The following is a 20,989-nucleotide window of genomic DNA, read 5'->3' as shown; positions in this document are numbered from 1 at the left end:
TCAGGTGCCCCAGCGCAGCCCGGCGGTGCGCACCGGCGCGTTCCACAGCCGCAGCAGCTCCTCGTCGACCTGACACAGGGTCACGGACGCCCCGGCCATGTCCAGCGAGGTCACATAGTTGCCGACCAGGGTGTGCGCCACGACGACATCCCGCTCGGCAAGGACCCGCTGCACCTCGGCATTGAACCCGTACAACTCAAGGAGGGGGGTGGCACCCATCCCGTTCACGAGCACCAGCACGGGATTGCGCGGGCGGAGATCCTCCAGCACGGCGTCCACGGAGAAGTCCGCGATCTCGCGCGAGGTCATCATCGGGCGCCGCTCACGCCCCGGCTCACCATGGATGCCGACCCCCAACTCCAGCTCGCCGGGCGGCAGATCGAAGGTGGGACTCCCCTTGGCCGGAGTGGAACAAGCGCTCAGGGCGACCCCGAAGCTCCGGGAGTTCTCGTTCACCTGACGGGCGATCGCCTCGACCCGCTCAAGCGGCATGCCCTCGTCGGCCGCGGCGCCGGCGATCTTCTCCACGTAGAGCGTCGCGCCGGTACCGCGCCGCCCCGCCGTGTACAGGCTGTCCGTGACGGCCACGTCGTCATTGACGAGCACCTTGGCGACCTGGATGCCCTCGTCCTCGGCGAGCTCGGCCGCCATGTCGAAGTTGAGGACGTCCCCCGTGTAGTTCTTCACGATGAACAGCACGCCCGCCCCGCTGTCCACGGCGGCCGCCGCGCGCACCATCTGGTCCGGCACGGGCGAGGTGAACACCTCACCGGGACACGCGGCCGACAGCATGCCAGGACCCACGAACCCGCCGTGCAGCGGCTCGTGCCCGGATCCCCCGCCGGAGACGAGGGCGACCTTCCCGGCGACGGGAGCGTCCCTGCGCACGATGACGCGATTCTCCACGTCGACGGTCAGCTCCGGATGTGCGGCGGCCATCCCCCGCAACGCGTCCGCGACGACGGTCTCCGCAACGTTGATCAGCATCTTCACTGGTACCTCCGGGGTGCGGTTGGCGATCCAACGCCAGTATCGACGCAGAGGTTGAGTCGGGCACCCATTGCGGCACGACCCGCCGCCGCGCGCCGCACGGTCCCGCCCCGGGGCTCAGCCGAAGATGTCGTACGTACGGAGGTGGCGCCGCCGCTGGCCCAGCCGTAGCCGTCGGGCGGGAGAGGCCAAGGCCCATGATCGAGGGGTAGAAGCCGATCTGGGCGTTGAGCCCGCTGTAGGTTCCGGGATTGAAGTCAACTAAGTGATGGTGTAGGTGAGTTAGGGAGACCGGCCCCTCAGGAGGCCGGAGTCGGCGTCGGCGTCGGAGCCGACCGGTCCGCGCGGACCACGCCGAACGCGTCCGCCATCCGCAGCGCCGCCTCCAGGTCGCCGTCGACGGAGATGAGCTCGGCGCTCACCGCGTCCTCAAGCGGCAAGGCGCCCATGCCCATCTGCAGCAGCGTTCCCAGGTCGGTGACCAGGGTCGCGGCCGCGTCCTCGGCGGGGCCGACAGCCGTCTCGACGGTGCCGTCGTCGACGCGGGCGTGGAAGACGAGCCCGTCGATCACGAACTCATAGGTCTCGCGCACCCCACGCGCGTGCTCGGGGCGGAAGGTCGCCCCGACCGCACCCACCATGCCGTGACGGCCGCCGGTGGCCTCGGGATGCGCCCCGAGGATCGCGATCACCCGTGCGGCGGCCGGGAGTTCCCCGTCGAGCCGGGCGAGCCCGCGTGCCGTCGCGTCCTCGATGTCCATGAGCCGGGCGCCGATGGCGAGGAACGTCCCGAGGTCGGTGGTGATCGAGCAGACGGCGTCCGGCGCCGCGCCGTGCCGGATGTCGAGTACGCCGTCGTCGACACGGAGATGGAACACGTCCTCGTTCACCGAGAACTGATACGTCTCCCGTATGCCCCGCGCCTCATCCGGCCGGAAGCTCGCGCGCAGGCACCCGAGCACCCAGCTGAGCCGGAAGGCGTCGCCGGGCCGGGGGCTGACCGGCAGGCGCATGCCCCAACGGGTCAGTTCGTCGATCAACGGGCGCATGGCGGTGCCGAGTTCGGTCAGCTCGTAGACCGTGGACGCCGCCGGGGCGGGCAGCCTGGTCTGGCTGAGGATGCCCGCGTCGCGCAGCGCGCGCAGCCGCTCCGCCAGGACGTTGGGGCCGATGCCGGGCAGTCCCGCGACGAGGTCGGTGTAGCGCCGGGGGCCGAGCAGCAGCTCGCGCACGATCAGCAGTGACCAGCGGCCGCCGACGACGTCCAGGGCCCGTGCCGCGGGACAGTCCTGGTCATAGCTGCGTGTCATACGAGAGAGCTGCCTTTCTCAATTGATAGCGGATTGATAGCGGCTACTTAGATTTTCTATAGTAGCGGTCAACTCGGGGGCGCTAGTGGCCTGTTGGGTCGCGCTGGGGCCGACCACCCCGCGCCGAGCACTCGACCAAGTCGTGCCGCGGATCGACGCGGCGTATCGAAGGGACCACTTGTGGCCGAATTGAACTCTCGCCCGTACCGCTCGCACCGCCCACGCCGCCCCGTCGCGCGCACCGCGACGGCGGCGGTCCTGCTGTCGGCGCTGTTGGTGGGCGGCGTACAGGCACCGGCGCAGGCCTCGGATACCGCGCGGAAGGCCCCGGCGCCGTGCGCCGAGCAGGGCCGTGTGGAGGTGTTCCGGAAAGGCGGCGTACCGCTCCTGGACTGGCGGGAGAACCTGGAATTCGACGCCCGCGGCACGCTCTGGGTCACCCACCTCATGGAGCACCGGGTCGAGGGGTACGCCCCGGACGGGACGCTCGGGGCCAGTTTCCCGCTCAACGGTCCGGGCGGGATCGAACGCGGCCCGGACGGCATGATGTACGTCAACTATGGCGCGAACCCGCTGACTTCGGTCCTCACCGGCGGGGGCGTCGTGCGCTTCGACCCCACCGCGGCCGAGCCGAAGCCCGAGAAGTTCGTGGACGGCCTCTCCGGCATCAACGGCCTGGCCGTCGACGCCGATGGCAACTTCTATCTCAGCCGTGAAATGTCCACGGGCATCATCAAGATCCGCCCGGACGGCACACGGGACGAGGCGTGGACGCGGGCGGCGGACCTCTTCGGCACCAATGGCCTGGAGATCGTCGGCGACCAGCTCTACAGCACGAGCATCATCGACACCACGTCCTCGATCGTGCGCACCCCGCTGAACAACCCCGCGGGCCGCACCACGGTCGCCAGCCTCACCCCCAACCCCCTGGACATCAAGGTTCTCGACGGCCTGACCTCCTTCGACGGCGACCTGCTGGTTGTCGGCTTCCGCAGCGGCGAGCTCATCAGGGTGGACCCGGCCACCGGCCGCTCCTGCGTGCTGGTGTCCGGACTGCACCTGCCAAGCAGCGTCCGCGTACCGCGCGGCTTCGGCGACCACGACCCGCGGCGCGAGCTGTTCGTGGTGGAGACGTCGGGACGCATCGTGAAGGTGACGGTCTGAGCACGACGCAGGTCTGAGCGCCCGGCCCCGGGCAGGCGCTCCTGAAGCCGCCCGGCGCCCACGGGGCGCGGAGGCCACCGGATGCGAAGTGCGCCGGATGCCGGGAACCTGGATGTGGGGGCGACGCACACAGGAAGGTTCCCCATGTCAGTCATGGACAAGCTCAAGCAGATGCTCAAGGGGCACGAGGACCAGGCCGGGAAGGGCATCGACAAGGCAGGCGACTTCGTCGACGAGAAGTCCCAGGGCAAGTACAGCAGCCAGGTCGACACTGCCCAGGAGAAGCTGAAGGGCCAGCTCGGCAGGGACCAGGACCAACCCCCGCAGTCATAGGGCCGACGGGCAGGACGGCGCCGGTGACGAACCCGGCGCCGTCGCCGCCTTGCCGGCAAGCCCGGCGACGGAGCTACCGGGTGAGTTGTCCCTCCTCCGCGAGGCCCGGGATCAGGGGGCGCGACGCCGCGATGTAGTCGTAGATCAACGTACGTGAGGTGTTCCGTACGCCGTGGAGTTCGTCGCGGGTCTCCGCGCTCGGTATCGCCTCCACGGCCTTGAGCGCGTCCCGGCCCAGCGCGGCAAGCTCCGGCGCGTCGGTGAGCAGCTCGGCACGGAACATCGCCTCCATCGCCACCGCCCTCAACCGCTGTGCCTCGCGGCGCAGTTCGTGGAGCTCGACCTCTTCCCTGATCCGGCCGTCGTCGTGCCGGGCGAACCAGTAGTCCATCTGTCCCCGGCGGTAGTTCGCCAGCGTGCCGCCGAAGGAGCAGTAGGCGTCGATGCGCTCCTGCCGCAGGCGCTCCTCGCGCGTGAACTGCTCGGCCCGTAGCGCCGTCCGGTGCTGGAGGAGATGAGTCAGCCCGGCGCCCAGGAGGGTACCGAGTACGGCGACGACACTGGTGGCTACGACATCCATGGGGTCAGGGAAGCATGCGTGACCACCGCACCGCGTGTACGGGGGCGAGTGTGGCCGGATAGGCGCTCTTGCGCACCGTCCCTGAGCGCCCGCTCGATCGGCGGACGACTGGCGGAAGACCGGTGGACGACTGAGTGTCGCCTGATGTTCGCCTCTGCTTCACCCGGTCCGTAACCATGATCGGCGAGCATTTAGGTTCCATGTGCAGTAACTCCAGGGGGACAACGGTGCAGCGCCCACGCCCGACACGTACCAACTCATCGATCGTCGCGGTCGCTTCGGCCTCCATGGCGGTGGTGGTGTCACTGGCGGGATGCGGGGTCATCGGTCTGGGCGAGAGCGACGACAAGGCGAGCGCGTCCGCACGTCCCTCCGCGCTGCCCCACATCGACTGTGCGAAGAAGGCGCAGGTCGCGGGGTCGGGATCGAGCGCCCAGCAGAACGTGATGAAGTACTGGATGAAGCAGTACCAGCAGGCGTGCCCCGGTGTTCAGCTCGCCTACAACCCGCTGGGCTCGGGCGCGGGCGCCGCGCAATTCCTGCGGGGCGCGACCGCGTTCGGCGGCTCCGACAGTGCGCTGAAGCCGTCGGAGGCCCACAAGGCGCCGGGTGTCTGCCCGGGCGGCAGGGTGATCAATCTGCCGATGGTCGGCGGCCCCATCGCGATCGGCTACAACCTGCCGGGCGTGGACGACCTGGTGCTCGACGCGCCGACCCTCGCCAAGATCTTCGACTCGCGCATCAGCAGCTGGGACGACCCCGAGATCCAGGAGCTGAACCCCGGCACCGAGCTGCCGTCGATTCCGGTCCGGCCGCTGCACCGGTCGGACGACTCGGGCACCACCCAGAACCTTCAGGCGTATCTCGCCGGTGCCGCGCCCGAGGTCTGGCCGTACGAGGCGGAGAAGTCCTGGCAGGGCAGGGGCGGCGGTTCGGCGAGCGGCACCAGCGGGGTCGCCTCCGAGGTGAACTCCGCCTTCGGCACGATCGGTTACGTCGAGCTGTCCTTCGCCGAGAGCAAGGACATCAGGACGGTCCGCATCGACACGGGGGCCGCGGAGCCCGTCGCCCCGACCCCGCAGACGGCTTCCGCCGGTATCGCCGCGGCCCAAGTCATCGGCAAGGGCAAGGACTTGACGCTGAAGTTCCGCCATGACCTGTCGGCCGACGGCGCCTACCCGATCTCCCTCGTCACGTACGAGCTCGTCTGCGACAAGGGAAATCAGCCCGCGACGCTGCCCGCCCTGAAGTCCTTTCTGACCTATACGGCGGGCGACGAAGGACAGCGGCTGCTCTCCGAGATCCACTACGCGCCGCTGCCGAAGTCGGTCGCGGTGCAGGTGCGGCAGGTGGTCCGGGAACTGTCCTGACGGCCAAACCGGCGCCTGCCGGGTCAGGGCCGCGGGGCAGGGGCGAACTTCTTGCGCCAGGCCGGCGACACGTACACGAGGCCGATCAGGACCGGCACTTCGATGAGCCGGCTGTTCCATATGAGTAATGGGGCAGTTGGTGTTCTTCGGCGTGTTTTCCGTGCGGACTTCTGGTATTCACGCCTGGGATCAACTGCCGCCCGCGAACTCGCGTTCGCTGCGCAGGACATCGCGTACTCGACCGAGGAGTTCTCGTGGCCCCAGCACGCCGTCCGCTCAGGACCACCGTCAAGGCGTCGGTGACCGCCCTCGCCGCCGCGGGGCTCATCGCCCCCGGTGTCGTCGCCGCCCCGTTCACGGACACCGCGGCCGCCGCTTCCCCGGCCGCGGTGCCGCCGCCCCTCGCGGCCTTGCAGCACGACCGGCTCGCCTCCGGGGTCGACCTCTACCAGGGGACGATCGCCGGCCGTCCGGGCGCCGACCACTGGACGGTCACGGTGCGCGCGAACGGCGCCCAGCTCGCCGCCGAGCAGGACGCGCAGGCGCTGGCGGAGCGGCTGCGCGGGGCCGGCTTCGGCGCGCGCACCGAGCGGGTCGACTGGCCCGCGGGGGCTGATCGCAGCGGGCTGATCGGCGTGCGGGTCCGGGTGGGCGAGTTCGCGGCCCGCGCCGATGCCGACGCCCAGCGGCAGGCGCTCACCGCCGCGGGCTTCGACGGGGTCAGCGAGTGGACCGGCGCCGACGGCACCCCCGGCACGGGAACCGCCCGGGTCAAGGTGGCACTCGTCGACCCGAAGCGGTACGGCGGCGCGCTGAAGGCGACCTACGGCACGGCGGTCGCAGGCCGGGAGAAGGTGTCCGACATGGCGGCGGGCGAGGACGCCCTGCTCGGCATCAACGCGGGCTTCTTCGTCATGGAGGGCAAGGACGGCGTGCCGGGAGCCTCGGCCGGGATCGCCGCGTACGACGGTGAGTTGCAGAGCGCGGCCACCGGCGGCCGGGTCGCCGCCGTGCTGCGCGGCGACGGTCTGCGCCCGGAGTTCAAGAAGCTCAGCACCGTGCTCCGGGTCCGGTCGGGCAAGGCGTCCGCGGTCGTGGACGGGGTCAACCGCGTGCCCGGCCTGGTGCGCAACTGCGGTGGTGTCGGCGGGGACGCGCCGACCCAGCGGTCGCAGCACGACGTCACCTGCACCGACCCCGACGAGATCGTCGAGTTCACCGACGAGCTCGGCACCGCGACCCCGGCAGGCGCGGGCCTGGAGGCGGTCATCGACGCGAACGGCCGGGTGCGGGAACTGCGCCCGCGCGGCGGGGACGTACCGGAGGGCGGCAGCGTACTCGCGGGCATCGGCGACGGTGCCTCCTGGCTGCGTACGCACGCGAAGCCGGGCGGCATCCTGACCGTGCAGCGGCAGATCAAGGACGAGCGCGGCCGCACGGTCGAGCTGGGCCCGCACGACGACATCGTCAACGGCGGCCCCGAGCTGGTGCGCGACGGCAAGGTGGCCGTGAACTACGGCTCCGACGGCATCGAGCGGATCGGCGACCGTTCGTTCGCGTACGCCTGGGGCCTCAAGCGCAATCCGCGCGCGCTCCTGGGCGTCGACCGGCAGGGCCGCATGATCGTCGTCGCCGTGGACGGCCGGCAGCCCGGCAGCAGCGACGGGTTCGGGCTCAATGAAGGCGCGGAGCTGATGAAGTCGCTCGGCGCGGTGCATGCCATGGCGCTGGACGGCGGCGGCTCTGTCGCCATGACGGTGAACGGCAAGGTGATCAACTCGCCGTCGGACGGCACCGAGCGCGCGGTGGGCGACGCGCTGCTGCTCTCACGCTGACCGATCTGGCGCGCTACCGGACGGGGACGTGGCGCGGCCCGCGCACCAACAGGCCCGGCCGGAAGGGGAGTTGCTCAGGATCGACGGTCAGCCGGAGCCCGGGGAACGCGTCGAAGAGCCGGGGCAGGGCGATGGCGGCTTCGAGGCGGGCGAGGCGCGACCCGACGCAGAAGTGCGGGCCATGGCCGAACGCGGCATGCGGCGCGGCGCGGGGGGCTGCGGGACACGTGAGGGGCGCCGCATCGGCCCTCGCGCTCGGGAGGTGGGTGGCCATGCTTGTCGCCGTGCCGGGCCTCGCGCCCGGCACGGCGGTGGCCGCGCTCGTTGCCGTGCCGCCGCTCGTGCCCGGCAGAGGGGGTGCTGTACTCGTCGCCGTGCCGGCCCCCGCCCCCAGGGGAGCAGCGGCCGCACTCGTCGAACCGGCCCCCGACCCCGCCGGGGCGGTCGCCGCACCCGTCACCGCATCGGCCCCCGTCCCCGCCGGAGCGGCAGCCGCACCTGTCGCCGTCCCCGCCCCCGCCAGGTAACGCTCCGGAAGGAAGGCGTCCGGATCCGGGAAGTGGCGGGGATCGCGGCTGGCTGCGGCGAGCACGGCGAGGACGGACGCGCCCGCGGGTATGACCGTGCCCCCGCCGAGGTCCACCTCCTCGGTGGTCCGCCGCCAGGTCGTGCCCTCCAGCGGGCTCGCGTGCCGCAGCGTCTCCTCGACGACGGCCGGCCAGCGCGCGGGGGCACGGCGTGCGGCGGCCAGTTCCTCGGGGTGGGTGAGCAGCAGCAGGGACGCCGAAGCGAGCAGGTTCATGGTCGTCTCGTAACCCGCGAACAGGAGCAGGAACGCCATGGCGAGCAGCTCGCCGTCGTCGAGCCCGCCCTCCGTCGCGTCGTGCGTCAGGGCGCTGAACAGATCAGGCCCCGGCGCACGTCGCTTACGGGCGATCAGCTCGGTGAAGTAGGCATGCAGGGAGGTCCACGCCGCGTCCACCGCGCCGGGCGTCAGCGCGTCGGCGGGCGAGCCGACCCGGTAGGTCCAGTCCCGCAGGTCCGCCCGGTCGGCCTCCGGCACCCCGAGCACCTCGCCGATCACAAGCACGGGCAGCGGGAAGGCGAACGCGTCCACGAGGTCCACGCTCCCGTCGCGCCGCAGCCGCTCCGCCACGTCGGCCAGCAGACCGGAGGTCAGCTCCTCGATCCGCGGCCGCAGCGCGTCGACGCGGCGCGGTGTGAACGCGGCGGCGGTCAGCCTGCGCAGCCGGGTGTGATCGGGGGCGTCGGAGTTGAGCATGTGGCGGGCCAGGCACGCGCGGGCCTGCCGCGCGGGGGATTCGGCCTTCGGCCGGCCGGCGTCCGGCGCCGGCACGTTCGAGAAGCGCGGGTCGGCGAGGACGGCCCGCGCCTCCTCGTACCCGGTGACGAGCCAGGCGTACGTACCGTTGGCCAACGGCACCCGCGCCGCGGGCCCTCGGCCGCGCAGCCGCGCGTAGTACGGATACGGGTCGCGCGCGAAGGCGGGATCCGCCGGGTCCAAAGCGGCCAGGACGTCTATGCCGTCCACACCGTCCATGCCGTCTGCACCCTCTATGCCGTCTACACCGTCTGCAACGATCACCCGCTCATCCTCGCCGGACCGGGCCCGCCGCGGGGGGCGGACCCCGGCCAGGAACCGGGCGCCGTACCTGTCGGGTCCGGACAACAACCCGGCAGGTGCGGACGACGAGGGCAGGGCGGAACCCTCCTGCACCGGGCCCCATTGGGCTACAAAGAGACGGTGAACCAGTCGTCCAATGATCTGAGCGGAACCGTCGGCGGTCCGGTCGTCCAGGCGGGCCATGTAGGGCAGTTGCACATCGCGCCCGCGGCGCCCGCCGTGCCGACCGCGCTCGCGGGCCTGCCCCCGGACGTGCCCGAGTTCACGGGCCGGGACACGGCCCTGGAGACCGTTACCGCCGCGCTGCGCCCCGACTCCGCTTCCTCCCCGCTCGTGGTCTCCACGCTGGCCGGCACGGCGGGCATCGGCAAGACCGCCCTCGCGGTGCGCGCCGCCCACGACGCCGTGGCGGCGGGCTGGTTCCCCGGCGGCGTGCTCTTCATCAACCTCCAGGGGTACGACGCCGACCGCGCCGTGGGGCCCGACATCGCGCTGTCCGTGTTCCTGAGCGCCCTCGGCGTCCCCGACGAACTCTTCCCGCCCACCTTCGACGGCCGCCTCTCGCTCTACCGCTCGAAACTCGCGGAGATCGCAGCGCGGCACGGCGCGGTCCTGGTGTTCCTCGACAACGCCTCGTCGACCGAGCAGATCGGCCCGCTGCTGCCCGCCGCGCCGACGCACCGGGTTCTCGTCACCAGCCGCCACACCCTCGGTGATCTGCCCGGTTCGCGCATCGTCGACGTCGGCGTACTGGATCCGGCCGAGGCCGCCGCGCTGATCAGCCGCACGCTCCGCACCCGCCGCCCCGGCGACACCCGGGCCCAGGACGAACCCGCGGCCGTGCGCGATCTCGCCGCGCTGTGCGGGCACCTCCCGCTGGCGCTCGCCGTCGTGGCCTCGATCCTGGCGGGCGACCCGGACCAGTCGGTCGGCGAGCTCACCGCTGCGCTGCGGGACCGCGCGACGCGCCTGGAGGAGCTGGCGTACGGGGAGCGCCGTTCCGTCGCCGCCGCCTTCGAGCTTTCGTACGCGCGCCTCGCCCCCGACGAGGCGAGGACGTTCCGGCTGCTCTCGCTCAACCTCGGGCAGCAGGTGAGCGTGGCGGCCGCCGCCGCGCTCACCGGCGGGACCGTGCCCCGCGCGCGGAAGCAGCTGCGCGCGCTGCGCGACGCCCACATGATCGAGCCGGGCGAACCGCGCGGCTGGGTGCGCTTCCACGACCTGCTGCGCCTGTTCGCCGAGTGGCGCCGCCAGGAGGAGGACGACGAGGAGAGCGTCGAGAGAGCCGTCGACCGCCTGCTCGTGCACTACAGGGATAGCGCGGACGACGCCGTCGAGCGGCTGGTCACTGCGGCGCGGGCGGGAGGCAGCGACGAGGCCACGGAGGACTGGCTGGACACGGAGCGGCTCAACCTGCGCTCGGCGCTGCACCTTGCCCAGTTGCATGGCCGGTCCGCGGTGGTCCTGCCGCTGGCCCACAACGTCAGCTGGTTCCTCCGCCGCCAGCAGGACTGGAGTGCCGGACTAGAGGTGTGCGAGATGGCCGTGCGGTTCGCCCGCGCCGGCACGGACCGCGCGCAGTTGGCGCTCGCCCTCTACAACCAGGGCGACTTCCTCAAGCACAAGCAGGACTACGGCCAGGCACTCCCCGTCTTCGCCGAGGCTCTCGACGGCTTCCGGCGGCTCGGCGACCGGACCGGCGAGGCCAGGACGCTGCACAGCATGGGCACGGTCGCCCGGCGCGACCACCGGTACGCACAAGCGCAGCGGCACTACTCCGCCGCCCTGCCGCTGTTCCGCGCGATCGGCGACCGACAGGCCATCGCCCACACGCTGTTCAACCTGGGACACACGGCAAGGGGACAGGGCGACCAGGAGCTGGCGGAGGACTGCTACCGGCAGGCCCTCGACGCGTACCACCAGGTCGACCACTTGGTCGGCCGGGCCCGCACCCTGCACCACCTCGGTCTGCTGGCCGCCGCCACGGACCGGCCGGAACTGGCCCGAAGCCACTGGGAGCAGGCCGGTCCTGCGTACGAGGAGGCGGACCTGCCCGACTACGCGCGGCAGGTGGCCGACCTGCTCACCGGTCTTGCCGACGCCCCCCACCTGGGCAAACGGCTAAGATCGCGGGAAATTCGGCACGAATGACAGGGAAAAAGAGAAAAGTGCGCGCAATGGGGAGGGGCATCGTGACGGCGGCCGTGGGGGCGGCGCTCACGATGATGGCCGCGGGATGCGGCGGCGGTGACGGCGGATCCGGCCGCGGTGACGACGCGGGCAACGGCAAGGGCAGGGAGAACAAGAGCGACGCGCGGACCGACGCGCGGGCCGTGCTGCTCGCGGCGGCGAAGAAGACCGGTGCGCAGGCCTCGTACAAGACGGTCCAGACGGGACAGGGCGGCTCGGACCGGTCCGAGATGCTCTACCAGCGCAAGCCCGCCGCCACGGTCATCAAGGCCGAGGTGACGAAGTCCGCGGCCAACCCGGACGGCATCAGCCACATGCTGTCGCTCGGCGGCACCACGTATGTGAAGACGGACAAGGTGCCGGGCAAGAGCTGGTACAGCATGGACGTCGGCGGCGGTGGCGGCGCCCCGCGCGCGGCCGGCTACGTCCCCGAGTTCGCCGGTGCGCTCGCCGCGACGAAGTCCACGAAGTGGATCGCCGAGGAGAAGATCGCCGGGCGCCCCGCCGACCACTACCGCGGCACGGTCGTGCTCAGCGAACTCGCCGAGTACACGGGCGCCGCCCTGGACGAGGACCTCCGCGACGCCTACGTCGAGGGCGCCCGGAAGCAGGGGATGAAGTCCGTCGTCATCGACATGTGGGTCGGCAAGGACGATCTCGTCCTCAAGTCCCGCGAGACCGGCGAGGGTTCCAAGGGCCGCGAGGTCATCAACGAGGAGTACTCGCAGTTCGGGGCCGTGCCGAAGATCGCCGCACCGGCGGCCGGAACCGTCGCCACCTGGGACGAGTTCATCTCGGCCCAGGCGACGCCGTGACGCGTCGGCCCGGTCGCGCGGGTGGTATTGAGGAGCCATGACGGTCCCTCACCGGCCGGCGGCCTCGCGGGAGATCCCCGAGGTCGCCTTCGCCGCCCCGGCCGGCACCCCCGCCCCGGTGGAGGTGCTCTCGCTCGCCGCGCTGCGCGAGCGGGCCCGCGGCAGGCCCTTGCGGCTCATGCGGCAGCCGCAGCGACCGGACTTCCACCATCTGCTCACCGTGAGCGCGGGCTCGCTCGAGCACATGGTCGACTTCACCGCGTACGTCCTCGAACCGGGCGCCTGGCTGTGGGTGCGGCCCGGGCAGGTCCACCAGTGGGGCGACCTCGACGAGGCCGAGGGCACCGTCGTCTTCTTCGAGCGCGGGTTCCTCGACCCCGCGACCGTCGTCGCCGCCGGGGCCGACGACGCGTACGCCCCGGCCGTGCGGCTGCCGGCCGGTGACGACGCCGAGGGGCTGCGGGTCGCCATCGCCCACCTGGAGCGCGAGTTCCGCGCGCTGCGCCAACTGCCCCTCGAGATCCATGTCGCAGTGCTCCGGCATCTGCTCGGTGTACTCGTCCTGCGCGTCGCCCATGTGTCCGTACCCGGCAGCGCGGCCCCGGAGCCGGGGGAGACCTTCCTGCGCTTCCGGGACGCGGTGGAACGCGACTTCACCCGCAGCAGACGGCTCGACGACTACGCCCACGCCCTCGGCTACTCCCCGCGCACCCTCTCGCGCGCCACCCTCGCCGGCGCCGGGGTCGGGGCGAAGGAGTTCATCGACCGCCGGGTGATCCTGGAGGCCAAGCGGCTGCTCGCGCACAGCGATCAGCCGGCGGCGCGGATCGCCGACCGGCTCGGCTTCTCCAGCGCCACCAACTTCAGCAAGTTCTTCCACAAGCGCACCGGCCAGACGCCGATCGACTTCCGCGGAGCCATGCGGGGTCGCGGACCGCGCCATCCGTAGCGTTCGGATTCCGGGCCTGTCGGATTTTGACCATAGGGCGTCCGTAGCGCACCTCGCTCACCTGCGTAAACGCCCTTAGCGTCGTAGGTGCAGACGGAAACAGGAACTCCGAGAAAAGCGAGAAGAACTCATGCGCATCCTCCTCTTCGGCGCCACCGGCATGGTCGGCTCCCGCATCGCGGCCGAGGCCCTGTCCCGCGGCCACGAAGTCACCGCCGTCAGCCGCTCCGGCAAGCCGGTCGGCGACGCCACCTCCGTCACCGGCGACGCCTCCGACGCGGCCAAGGTCGCCGAACTGGCCGCGGGCCACGACGCAGTGGCGTCGGCGCTCGCCCCGCCGCGCGACGGCTCCGCGCCGGCCGCGCCCTTCCTCGCCGCCAACGCGGCGGTCGTCGACGGCGTACGCGCCAGCGGGATCAACCGCCTGGTCGTCGTCGGCGGCGCCGGCAGCCTTGAGGTCGCCCCCGGCAAGGACCTCGTCGACCAGCCGGACTTCCCGGACCTGTACAAGGCGGAGAGCCTGGCCCAGCGCGATGCCCTCGGCTACTACCGCACCGTGAACGACATCGACTGGACCTACATCTCCCCGGCCGCCCTCATCGAGCCCGGCGAGCGCACCGGCACCTTCCGCATCGGCGGCGACCGGCTCCTGGCCGACGCCGAGGGGAACAGCCGGATCACCGCCGAGGACTACGCGATCGCCTTCGTCGACGAGCTGGAGAAGACGGCCCACCCGCGCGCCCGCATCGGTGTCGCGTACTGATGGGCGTCGCGTACTGAACGAGCGGGTCAGGTCCGCGCGGTGGGCCTGACCCGCACATGCACGCGCTCGCCCTGGGCCCCGTACAGGGCGAGGAACTCCACGGGGTGGTCGCCCGCGTTGGCGAAGCCGTGCGGGGTCCGCGTGTCGAACTCCGCCGCCTCGCCCGCCGTGAGGACCAGATCGTGCTCGCCCAGGGCGAGCAGCAGCCGGCCGGAGAGGACGTACAGCCACTCGTACCCCTCGTGCGAGCCCTGCTCGGGGCGGGTGCCGCTCCGCGCGTCCTTGTCGACGGGCATGACCTGCTTGTAGGCGTGCATGCCGCCCAGATGCCGGGTGAGCGGCACCCATGTCTTGCCCTGGCGGGTGAACGGGCGGGGGTGGATGCGCGGGTCGCCGGTGGCGGGCGCGCCGACCAGCTCGTCGAGCGGCACGCCGTGCGCCCTGGCCAGCGGCAGCAGGTGCTTGAGGGTCGGCTCGCGCTGTCCGCTTTCCAGCCGCGAGAGCGTGCTCAGGGAGATCCCGGTCTCCTCGCTGAGCCGGGCCAGCGTGATGCCGCGTGCGGTGCGCAGCGCCCGCAGCCGTGGACCGACGGAGGTCAGGACCTGCGAGAGATCGTCGTCGCTCATCCCTCCATTTGCCGCCTCGGCAAAGAACTTTGTCAAGGCGCTCCGGGCGCGCACGGTGGGCACCGGCGGTGAACGGCACCGCCCACCGCCCACCGAAGGAGCGCGGCGATGACCGACGTCACCGCCGCATCGGCCGAAGAGTTCTGGGACGACCGCTACCGCGACAGCGACCGGATATGGAGCGGCGAGCCCAACGCGTCCAAGGTCCGCGAGACCGCGGGTCTGACGCCGGGCAGCGCCCTCGATCTGGGCTGCGGCGAGGGCGGCGACGCGACCTGGCTGGCCCGGCAGGGCTGGCGCGTCACCGCGACCGACGTCTCCCGCGTCGCCCTCGACCGCGCGGCCGATCACGCGGAGACCAGTCGAAGGAGCCCGCGGGGAAGGAGGTGGCGGGATCGTGGCGCTGCCAGTCGATCCGCTCGGCGATACCGGCCCGTCCCCGCGCACTTCCTGCACTCCCTCGTCGCGATGCCCCGCGAGCAGATCCTGCGCAACGCCGCCGGAGCGGTCGCGCTGGGCGGCGTCCTGCTGGTCGTCGGCCACGAGGGGTTCCCCTCCTGGGAGCCGGGCCCGCACCCCGAGGTGCACTTCCCCACACCGCGGGAGGTCCTCGCCTCCCTCGCCCTGGCGGCCTCGCGGTGCGCCGCAGAGCAGTCTGATCCGGCCCTTCCCGCCAGGTCCGCGTGGCCGTCGGCCGGTCCCACTGACCGCCTCCTGTCGCACCCGGTCTCCCGGTCCGGCTCGTGCGGGTGGAACCTGCCCCCGTCGTATTGCTCCGGCTCCCGGCTCTCCCCATACTGCTGGCATCGGGGGAGGGCGGGTCGTGCTGGCCGCCCAGTGATGACGCCCGCTCCCGGGTGGGGGTGGGGCATGGGCGTCCACAGTGGCAGCGCGGAAAGGGCACCGTCGGGGGACCGGCGGACCGGCGCGCGAGAGACCCTGAGCACGCTCGCCCGTACGGCGACGGCGGGCGGTGCGGAGGAACTCGGCGGGACCCTGGACACCGCGGCACGGCGCCTCGCGGAGCCGATGCGGCTCGCGGTCGCGGGTCAGCTCAAACGCGGAAAGTCGACACTGGTCAACGCGCTGCTGGGCGAAGAGGTCGTGGCGGTGGGGCAGTTGGAGACGACGTTCAACGTCACCGAGTTCCACCACGCGGCGCGGCCCCGGCTGACCGTGCACTACAAGGGGGACCGCCCGCCCCGCGAGGTCTCGCCCGACGAACTGGCACGTCTGTCCGTGCGGGACGCCGCATCGCTCGACACCCTGCGGGGCATCCGCAAGCTCGAGGCCGGGTGGCCCAATGAGCTGCTCAAGGCCTTCCACCTGGTGGACACCCCCGGTCTGGCCAGCGTGCACCGCACCGACGCGGCCAACGCCGCCGCCTTCCTCGGCATCCAGGACCCCGCCGCTCAGGAGGAGAGCCAGGAGGTGCTCGACGCCATCGGGCGGGACGCGCAGGAGGTGCACGACGACAGCGTGGCCGAACTCGACCGTGCGGACGCCGTGTTGTTCCTGTTCACCCGGGCCCTTGGCAGGGCCGACATCCAGGTCGTCGAGGAGTTCGTCGGCGCGCATCAGAGCGCGGTCAACGGCCTGCGGGCGTTCGGCGTGCTCACCCGCTGCGACCAGTTCTGGCCGCCGTCGGCGGACCTGCCGGGACAGTCCGACCCTTTGGAGTACGACCCGCTGGATGCCGGACGCGAGATCGTGGCCGGCTATCTGGGGCGCCCCGCGCTGCGTGCCGCCTTCCACACGGTGCTTCCGATCGCGGGACTGACCGGCCTCGGCGCGCAGACGCTGACCGACGACGAGTACGTGTCCCTGGTGAAGCTCGCGGACAGCGACGCCCAGGTCCTGGTGAACCGGCTGCGCAGCGAGCGCAGGTTCGCCCGGCAGCCGTACGAGGACCTGCCCGTCCCTCCGGAGGAGCGCGCCCGGCTGCTGCACCGGCTCGGCGCATGGGGCGTGCACCGTGCGTGCGTCCTGATCCGCCGGGGCGCGGACCTCGACGGCGTACGCGGGACCCTGCTCGTGGACAGCGGCGTGGCGGCGCTGCGTGACCTGATCGTCGAGCATTTCGGCAACCGCTCCGGACTGATCAAACTCGACTCCGCGCTGCGTCTGGCCACCGCGTCCGTCCACCGGTCGCGTGCCCTGCCCCGCGACCGAACCCATGGCTTCGCGTTCACCGAGACGGTGGACACCGTCGGCGCCGCCCTGGAACGCTTTCGGCTCAGCGATCCGGGCCCCGCCGAGATCGCCCTGCTCACCGGCCTGTACCGGGGCGACTTCGACTTCACGGACGCCGAGCGCGACGAGGTGCTGCTTGTCACGGGGGAGCGGGGCCGTTCGGCTCGGGCCCGGCTGGGGCTTGCCCCGGACGCACCCCTGTCCGCGTTCCGCGCCGCCCTCGCGGAGCGGCGGGCGGCCTGGCGGGTGCGTGTCGACGACCCGTTCCACGCGCCGCCCACCGTTCTCGCCGCGCGCACCGTGCTGCGTACGTACGACCGGATCGCCGACCGCGTGGCGTCGGCGGAGCGGCTGCTGTTCCACGACACCGATTGACATCGGCGTTCCAACGGCCCATGAAGGAGGCCGAGATGACACGGCGACACCCCTGGTGGGACCCGCGCTCGTGGTGGAACCGATGGCGAGTTCTCGTGCCCCGGAGGCGGGGTGCGGAACCTGACGCCGCGCGGGAGGCGGCATCCGGGCCGCAGGCGGAACGGGCCCCCGAGCCGCAGGTGGTGAAGGCCCCCGAGCAGGCTCCCCAACAGGTTCCCGAGCCCGCTCCCCAACAGGTTCCGGAGCCCGCTCACGCGACGCAGGCCGCCATGAAGGTCGATCCCGCTCCCGCCCAGGCCGTCATGAAAGCCGAGACCGCTCCCGAACCGCCGCCCCCCGCCCCGGTGTTGACCGCCGCTCCGGTCGCCGATGCCGACGGGGAGGGGCCCCTGCCCGTCGTGTCCGGCCTGATCGACGTCCTGGACCGCGTCGCGGTCCTGCGCGGGCGGCCCGCAGGTGTGCCGCTCGACGCCTCCGTGCTCGACTGGCTGGAGCAGTCCGTCCTGCGGATGCTCGCCGATTGCGACGTGCGGCCGTACGAAGGGGAGGGCGAACTCGACCCGCAGCGCCACGAGTCGGTGCTCTCCGAGCCCGCACCCAGGCCCGAACTGGTCAACCACGTCGCGACCAATCTGCGCCCCGGCTATCTCTGGCGCACCGAACCCGTGCGTCCTGCCCAGGTCACCGTCTACGTGGCCGCGAAGCGAGGAGCCGACGATGACTGACCCCGAGCCGCTGCGGGCCCGCGCCAAGACCCTGTTCACGGACGCCGAACAGGCCCTGCGCGCCGACCCGGAGGTGGGGCGGGAGCCGCTGCGCCGCCTCGAAGAGCACCGCGCCACGCTTGAGGGCCTGCAGTACCACGTGGTCGTCTGCGGCGAGTACAAGCGCGGCAAATCGAGCCTGCTCAACGCGCTGATCGGCCGGCCGGGCCTGTTCCCCGTCGACGTGCACGTGGCGACCAACACCGTCTCCACCCTGGAGTACGGCCACGAAGAGCGGGCCACCGCCTATCTCGCACCGGAAGGGGAGGGCGAGGAACTCACCGCGGTGGACGTGCCGTTGGCGGAACTGCGCGACTACGTCACCGAGCAGAAGAACGAGCAGAACGTACGCAACGTCCGCCTCGTCCGCATCCGGCTGCCGCTCGACCAGCTGCGCACCGGCCTCGTCATGGTCGACACGCCGGGCGTCGGCAGCATGAACCTCGCCCATGACGCGGCGACGCACGCGTTCCTCGGGCAGGCCGACGCGCTGATCTTCGTCGGCGATCTGGTGGTCACCTTCAGCACCGACGAACTCGCCTTCCTGGAACGGGCGTTGGCCAAGTGCCCGACCGTGATTACGGTGCTCACCCGCAGCGACCAGGTGGTCGACCCCGACCCCTCGCTGAGGGCCGCACGCCGCAAGATCGCCGATGTGACCGGGCGCGCCGAAGCCGACCTCGTCGTGCTGCCCGTGTCATCGCCGCTGCGGGCCTCCGCCTGGCAGTCGGGCGACGCCGAGATGCTCGCCGACTCCGGCTTCCCCGACCTGGAGAAGGAGCTCTGGGACGGCCTGGTCACGCGGGTGGGCCGGCAGCGGGTCGCGCGCTGCGCCGAGGGTCTGGCCGACGCCCTGACCGCGGCCCGCGCGCCCATCGACCTGGCCCTGGAGAGCCGCTCCGACGCGGAGCTCGAGCGGTTCGACCAGGAGCTGGCCCGCCGCGCCGAGCTTGCGGCGGACCTCCAGGCGCGCAGCGCGCACTGGCGCACGGAGCTGCCCCGGGTGTTCCACGACGAGACCCGGCGGATCAAACAGGGGCTCCAGGGCATCTTCGAGGCGGCCTGCCAGGACTTCTCCGCGACCGCCGCGATGGTGACCGATCCGGCTCAACTCGACGGCACCGTACGGGAGATCGGGCGGCTCCTGGTGGACGGGGTCGAGGTGGCGATGGACCAGCTGCGCGGCGCCGCACGCCAGGTGCAGCAGGCCTTCGCCGCCCAGACCCAAGTGCCCTACCAGCCCGCCAGTTTCAGCGTGGGCGGGTTCACTCCGGCGCTGCACGGCGTCACCGCGTCCCCGCCGGAACTCGACGCGGGATCGGGGCAGCCGGCCCACCATCTGAGCAACACCTGGCGGTCGGCCATCGCCGGTGCCGGGCTCGGCGGAGTGATCGGCGGCATGATCGGCGTGGTCGGCGGGCCGCCGGGCATCGCCGTCGGCGCGGCCCTCGGCGGGCTCCTCGGCAAGGTCGTGGGCGCCATCACCGGCTGGTCCGACTCGCGGCGCGCGGAGCGCGAGCGCGCCGAGCAGCAGCGCAAGGAGTGGTCAAGGGAGGCGGTGCGCGCCCTCACCTCCGGGACGGTGGCGCAGATCAGGGCCAACGAGGCACGCGGTCTTGCCGCGTTCGACGATGCCGCGCGGGAGATCTCCCGGCTCCTCGTCGCCGACATCGAGCGCGGCATCGAAGAGGCGAGGGAGTCCCTGGAACGCTCCCGCAGGGAAGTGGAGGAGGAGCGCAGGCGCAGCGAGGCCGAGCAGCGCGCACGGCGGGCGGAGCTGACGGAGCGCAGGGACGGCTACACCCGACTCATCGCATCGGCACAGGAGTTGGCGGACCTGGCGGGTGGGCCATGAGCGGCGCGGCACCCGGGCCCGTGCACGGGATCGACTTCGGCACGTCCACGTCCGCGCTCCTCATCGGGCGCTCTGACGGCACGGTGACGGGGGTCAAGGACCCCGCCGCGCCGCACGCAGGTCTCTCCATCAGGACCGCCGTGTGCCCCACGCCGCGCGGTGAACTGGCCGTCGGACAGGCCGCGTTCGCGATCCGCATGGCCAACCCGGTCGAGTACCACGCCGAGTTCAAGCGGCACTTCGGCGAGTCGGTGCCGCTCCTCGTGGCGGGCCGCGCACGGCAGCCGCACGAACTGACCGGCGAGATGCTCTCGTTCCTGCGCTCCTGCGGGCTCAAGCAGGTCCCCGAGGAACCGCGGGCCGTGGTGATCACCGTCCCGGCGAGCTGGGAGGCGGGCAACCGCGAGCTGATGCTGGAGGTCGCCGAGGCCGCCGGATATCAGCGGTCGACCGTACGCCTGGTCACCGAACCGGTGGCGGCGCTCGCGCACGCCTTCGCGGAACACCGCCCCCAGGACCGGCACTGCTTCCTCGTGTACGACCTGGGCGGCGGCACCTTCGACGTGGCGGTGGCCCGCAGCGCCGGCGCGGAGTTCGAGCTGGCCGGGGCGCCCGGCGGCCTCGCGGACATCGGCGGCGGCGCCTTCGACCGGGAGATCCTGCGCTGGCTCTCCACGCGCTTCCCCGAAGTGGTGCGCACCGCCCTGGAGGCCCCCGCGCAGAACGGATACGCCCTCCTGGAGCGGCTGCAGATGCTCTCCCAGTGCCAGACGCTCAAGCACCAGCTCTCCGTGGTGAACGACCACACCGAGTACTTCGCGGCCGACGGCGGATTCGTGCCGGTGACCATGGACAGCGGGGAACTCGCGGAGCTGCTCGGCCCCTTCCTCGAACGCACCCTCACGGAGTGCGAGCGCACGCTCGCCGCCGCGGGGCTCGGCTGGGCCGACGTCGACGCGGTCGTGCCCGTCGGCGGCAGCAGCCGGCTGCGCGCGGTGGGCGGGGCCCTGTCGGTCCGGTCGCGGCGGACCGTGCGGCTGCTGCCCGACCCGGACCTCGCGGTGGCCGGCGGCGCGGTGCTGCTCGCCCGGCGGGTCCTTGCCGAGGGGGAGCTGCCTCCGGGGCTCGCGCCCGGCGACCCGGTGGCGCGGCAGCTGCGCGCCGGACTGAACCACGACCTCATCGCGCTCGTACGCAGGCAAGCGCGCTAGCGAAGCGACATCCCGACCGAC

Annotated in this window: 17 protein-coding genes; 12 read left to right on the top strand and 5 right to left on the bottom strand. The window is 72.3% G+C overall.

Translation table 11 applies throughout. The annotated features are described in order from the left end of the window. Positions 1-993: a dihydroxyacetone kinase subunit DhaK gene (gene dhaK / locus AB0G47_RS37320; protein ID WP_360779389.1), complete on the bottom strand. Its 993-nt coding sequence runs from the start codon at positions 991-993 to the stop codon at positions 1-3. Between the two features lie 296 nt (positions 994-1,289). Continuing rightward, positions 1,290-2,300 carry a winged helix-turn-helix transcriptional regulator gene (locus tag AB0G47_RS37315; protein WP_360779385.1) on the bottom strand — a complete coding sequence of 337 codons (1,011 nt, stop codon included), beginning with the start codon at positions 2,298-2,300 and terminating at the stop codon, positions 1,290-1,292. A gap of 180 nt (positions 2,301-2,480) precedes the next feature. On the opposite strand from AB0G47_RS37315, the gene AB0G47_RS37310 reads away from it, so the two are divergent. Beyond that, the gene (locus AB0G47_RS37310; RefSeq protein ID WP_360779382.1) at positions 2,481-3,464 is read left to right on the top strand and encodes a hypothetical protein; all 984 of its coding nucleotides are present in this window, start codon (positions 2,481-2,483) and stop codon (positions 3,462-3,464) included. Between the two features lie 144 nt (positions 3,465-3,608). Continuing rightward, a complete protein-coding gene (locus AB0G47_RS37305) occupies positions 3,609-3,797 on the top strand; it encodes an antitoxin (protein ID WP_360779379.1) in 189 nt (62 codons plus the stop codon). 73 nt (positions 3,798-3,870) lie between these two features. On the opposite strand, the gene AB0G47_RS37300 is transcribed toward AB0G47_RS37305, so the two are convergent. After that, on the bottom strand, positions 3,871-4,377 hold the full coding sequence (locus AB0G47_RS37300; RefSeq protein ID WP_360779376.1) for a hypothetical protein: 507 nt from the start codon (positions 4,375-4,377) through the stop codon (positions 3,871-3,873). 227 nt (positions 4,378-4,604) lie between these two features. Between AB0G47_RS37300 and pstS the strand changes: the two genes are divergently transcribed. Together pstS and AB0G47_RS37290 are read left to right on the top strand one after the other, a co-directional pair. Beyond that, a complete protein-coding gene (gene pstS / locus AB0G47_RS37295) occupies positions 4,605-5,747 on the top strand; it encodes a phosphate ABC transporter substrate-binding protein PstS (RefSeq protein WP_360779374.1) in 1,143 nt (380 codons plus the stop codon). Between the two features lie 254 nt (positions 5,748-6,001). Beyond that, entirely contained in the window at positions 6,002-7,582 is a 1,581-nt protein-coding gene (locus AB0G47_RS37290) for a phosphodiester glycosidase family protein (protein WP_360779371.1), read from the top strand. Between the two features lie 13 nt (positions 7,583-7,595). Here the strand turns inward: AB0G47_RS37290 and AB0G47_RS37285 are convergent, their stop codons facing one another. Continuing rightward, positions 7,596-9,143 carry a cytochrome P450 gene (locus AB0G47_RS37285; RefSeq protein WP_360779370.1) on the bottom strand — a complete coding sequence of 516 codons (1,548 nt, stop codon included), beginning with the start codon at positions 9,141-9,143 and terminating at the stop codon, positions 7,596-7,598. A 204-nt stretch (positions 9,144-9,347) separates the two neighbouring features. Here AB0G47_RS37285 and AB0G47_RS37280 point away from each other — a divergent pair, with 204 nt between their 5' ends. From AB0G47_RS37280 to AB0G47_RS37265, 4 genes are all read left to right on the top strand, one after another. After that, positions 9,348-11,378, top strand: coding sequence for a tetratricopeptide repeat protein (locus AB0G47_RS37280; protein WP_360779368.1), 2,031 nt, complete (start codon positions 9,348-9,350; stop codon positions 11,376-11,378). A gap of 41 nt (positions 11,379-11,419) precedes the next feature. Then, complete coding sequence (locus AB0G47_RS37275) at positions 11,420-12,232, top strand: hypothetical protein (protein WP_360779365.1); 813 nt, start codon at positions 11,420-11,422, stop codon at positions 12,230-12,232. Positions 12,233-12,269: 37 nt separating this feature from the next. Then, on the top strand, positions 12,270-13,181 hold the full coding sequence (locus AB0G47_RS37270) for an AraC family transcriptional regulator (RefSeq protein ID WP_360779362.1): 912 nt from the start codon (positions 12,270-12,272) through the stop codon (positions 13,179-13,181). A 130-nt stretch (positions 13,182-13,311) separates the two neighbouring features. Beyond that, on the top strand, positions 13,312-13,944 hold the full coding sequence (locus AB0G47_RS37265; protein ID WP_360779360.1) for an NAD(P)-dependent oxidoreductase: 633 nt from the start codon (positions 13,312-13,314) through the stop codon (positions 13,942-13,944). Between the two features lie 26 nt (positions 13,945-13,970). Here AB0G47_RS37265 and AB0G47_RS37260 read toward each other — a convergent pair whose 3' ends face one another. After that, complete coding sequence (locus AB0G47_RS37260; protein WP_360779357.1) at positions 13,971-14,570, bottom strand: XRE family transcriptional regulator; 600 nt, start codon at positions 14,568-14,570, stop codon at positions 13,971-13,973. Between the two features lie 108 nt (positions 14,571-14,678). On the opposite strand from AB0G47_RS37260, the gene AB0G47_RS37255 reads away from it, so the two are divergent. From AB0G47_RS37255 to AB0G47_RS37240, 4 genes are read left to right on the top strand one after another with little or no spacing between them, the layout of a single operon-like run. Next, positions 14,679-17,138, top strand: coding sequence for a dynamin family protein (locus AB0G47_RS37255; RefSeq protein ID WP_360779355.1), 2,460 nt, complete (start codon positions 14,679-14,681; stop codon positions 17,136-17,138). Between the two features lie 35 nt (positions 17,139-17,173). Then, positions 17,174-17,863 carry a hypothetical protein gene (locus tag AB0G47_RS37250; protein ID WP_360779352.1) on the top strand — a complete coding sequence of 230 codons (690 nt, stop codon included), beginning with the start codon at positions 17,174-17,176 and terminating at the stop codon, positions 17,861-17,863. After that, complete coding sequence (locus AB0G47_RS37245) at positions 17,856-19,757, top strand: dynamin family protein (RefSeq protein WP_360779349.1); 1,902 nt, start codon at positions 17,856-17,858, stop codon at positions 19,755-19,757. The genes AB0G47_RS37250 and AB0G47_RS37245 overlap by 8 nt, the downstream gene beginning before the upstream one ends. Further along, the gene (locus AB0G47_RS37240) at positions 19,754-20,968 is read left to right on the top strand and encodes an Hsp70 family protein (RefSeq protein WP_360779346.1); all 1,215 of its coding nucleotides are present in this window, start codon (positions 19,754-19,756) and stop codon (positions 20,966-20,968) included. Before AB0G47_RS37245 ends, AB0G47_RS37240 begins: the two co-directional genes overlap by 4 nt. Positions 20,969-20,989 lie beyond the last annotated feature (21 nt).

It is taken from the genome of Streptomyces sp. NPDC021622 (assembly GCF_040640795.1).
Classification (GTDB): domain Bacteria; phylum Actinomycetota; class Actinomycetes; order Streptomycetales; family Streptomycetaceae; genus Streptomyces.
The sequence above is the reverse complement of the archived record's forward strand: the minus strand, read 5'-3'. Positions and strand labels throughout refer to the sequence as shown.

Coding starts and splice junctions, on each gene's coding strand:
- AB0G47_RS37255 (WP_360779355.1), top strand. CDS start 14,679: ATGACCGACGTCACCGCCGCATCGGCCGAAGAGTTCTGGGACGACCGC.
- AB0G47_RS37260 (WP_360779357.1), bottom strand. CDS start 14,570: ATGAGCGACGACGATCTCTCGCAGGTCCTGACCTCCGTCGGTCCACGG.
- AB0G47_RS37265 (WP_360779360.1), top strand. CDS start 13,312: ATGCGCATCCTCCTCTTCGGCGCCACCGGCATGGTCGGCTCCCGCATC.
- AB0G47_RS37240 (WP_360779346.1), top strand. CDS start 19,754: ATGAGCGGCGCGGCACCCGGGCCCGTGCACGGGATCGACTTCGGCACG.
- AB0G47_RS37250 (WP_360779352.1), top strand. CDS start 17,174: ATGACACGGCGACACCCCTGGTGGGACCCGCGCTCGTGGTGGAACCGA.
- AB0G47_RS37285 (WP_360779370.1), bottom strand. CDS start 9,143: ATGGACGGTGTGGACGGCATAGACGTCCTGGCCGCTTTGGACCCGGCG.
- AB0G47_RS37300 (WP_360779376.1), bottom strand. CDS start 4,377: ATGGATGTCGTAGCCACCAGTGTCGTCGCCGTACTCGGTACCCTCCTG.
- AB0G47_RS37315 (WP_360779385.1), bottom strand. CDS start 2,300: ATGACACGCAGCTATGACCAGGACTGTCCCGCGGCACGGGCCCTGGAC.
- AB0G47_RS37270 (WP_360779362.1), top strand. CDS start 12,270: ATGACGGTCCCTCACCGGCCGGCGGCCTCGCGGGAGATCCCCGAGGTC.
- AB0G47_RS37245 (WP_360779349.1), top strand. CDS start 17,856: ATGACTGACCCCGAGCCGCTGCGGGCCCGCGCCAAGACCCTGTTCACG.
- AB0G47_RS37305 (WP_360779379.1), top strand. CDS start 3,609: ATGTCAGTCATGGACAAGCTCAAGCAGATGCTCAAGGGGCACGAGGAC.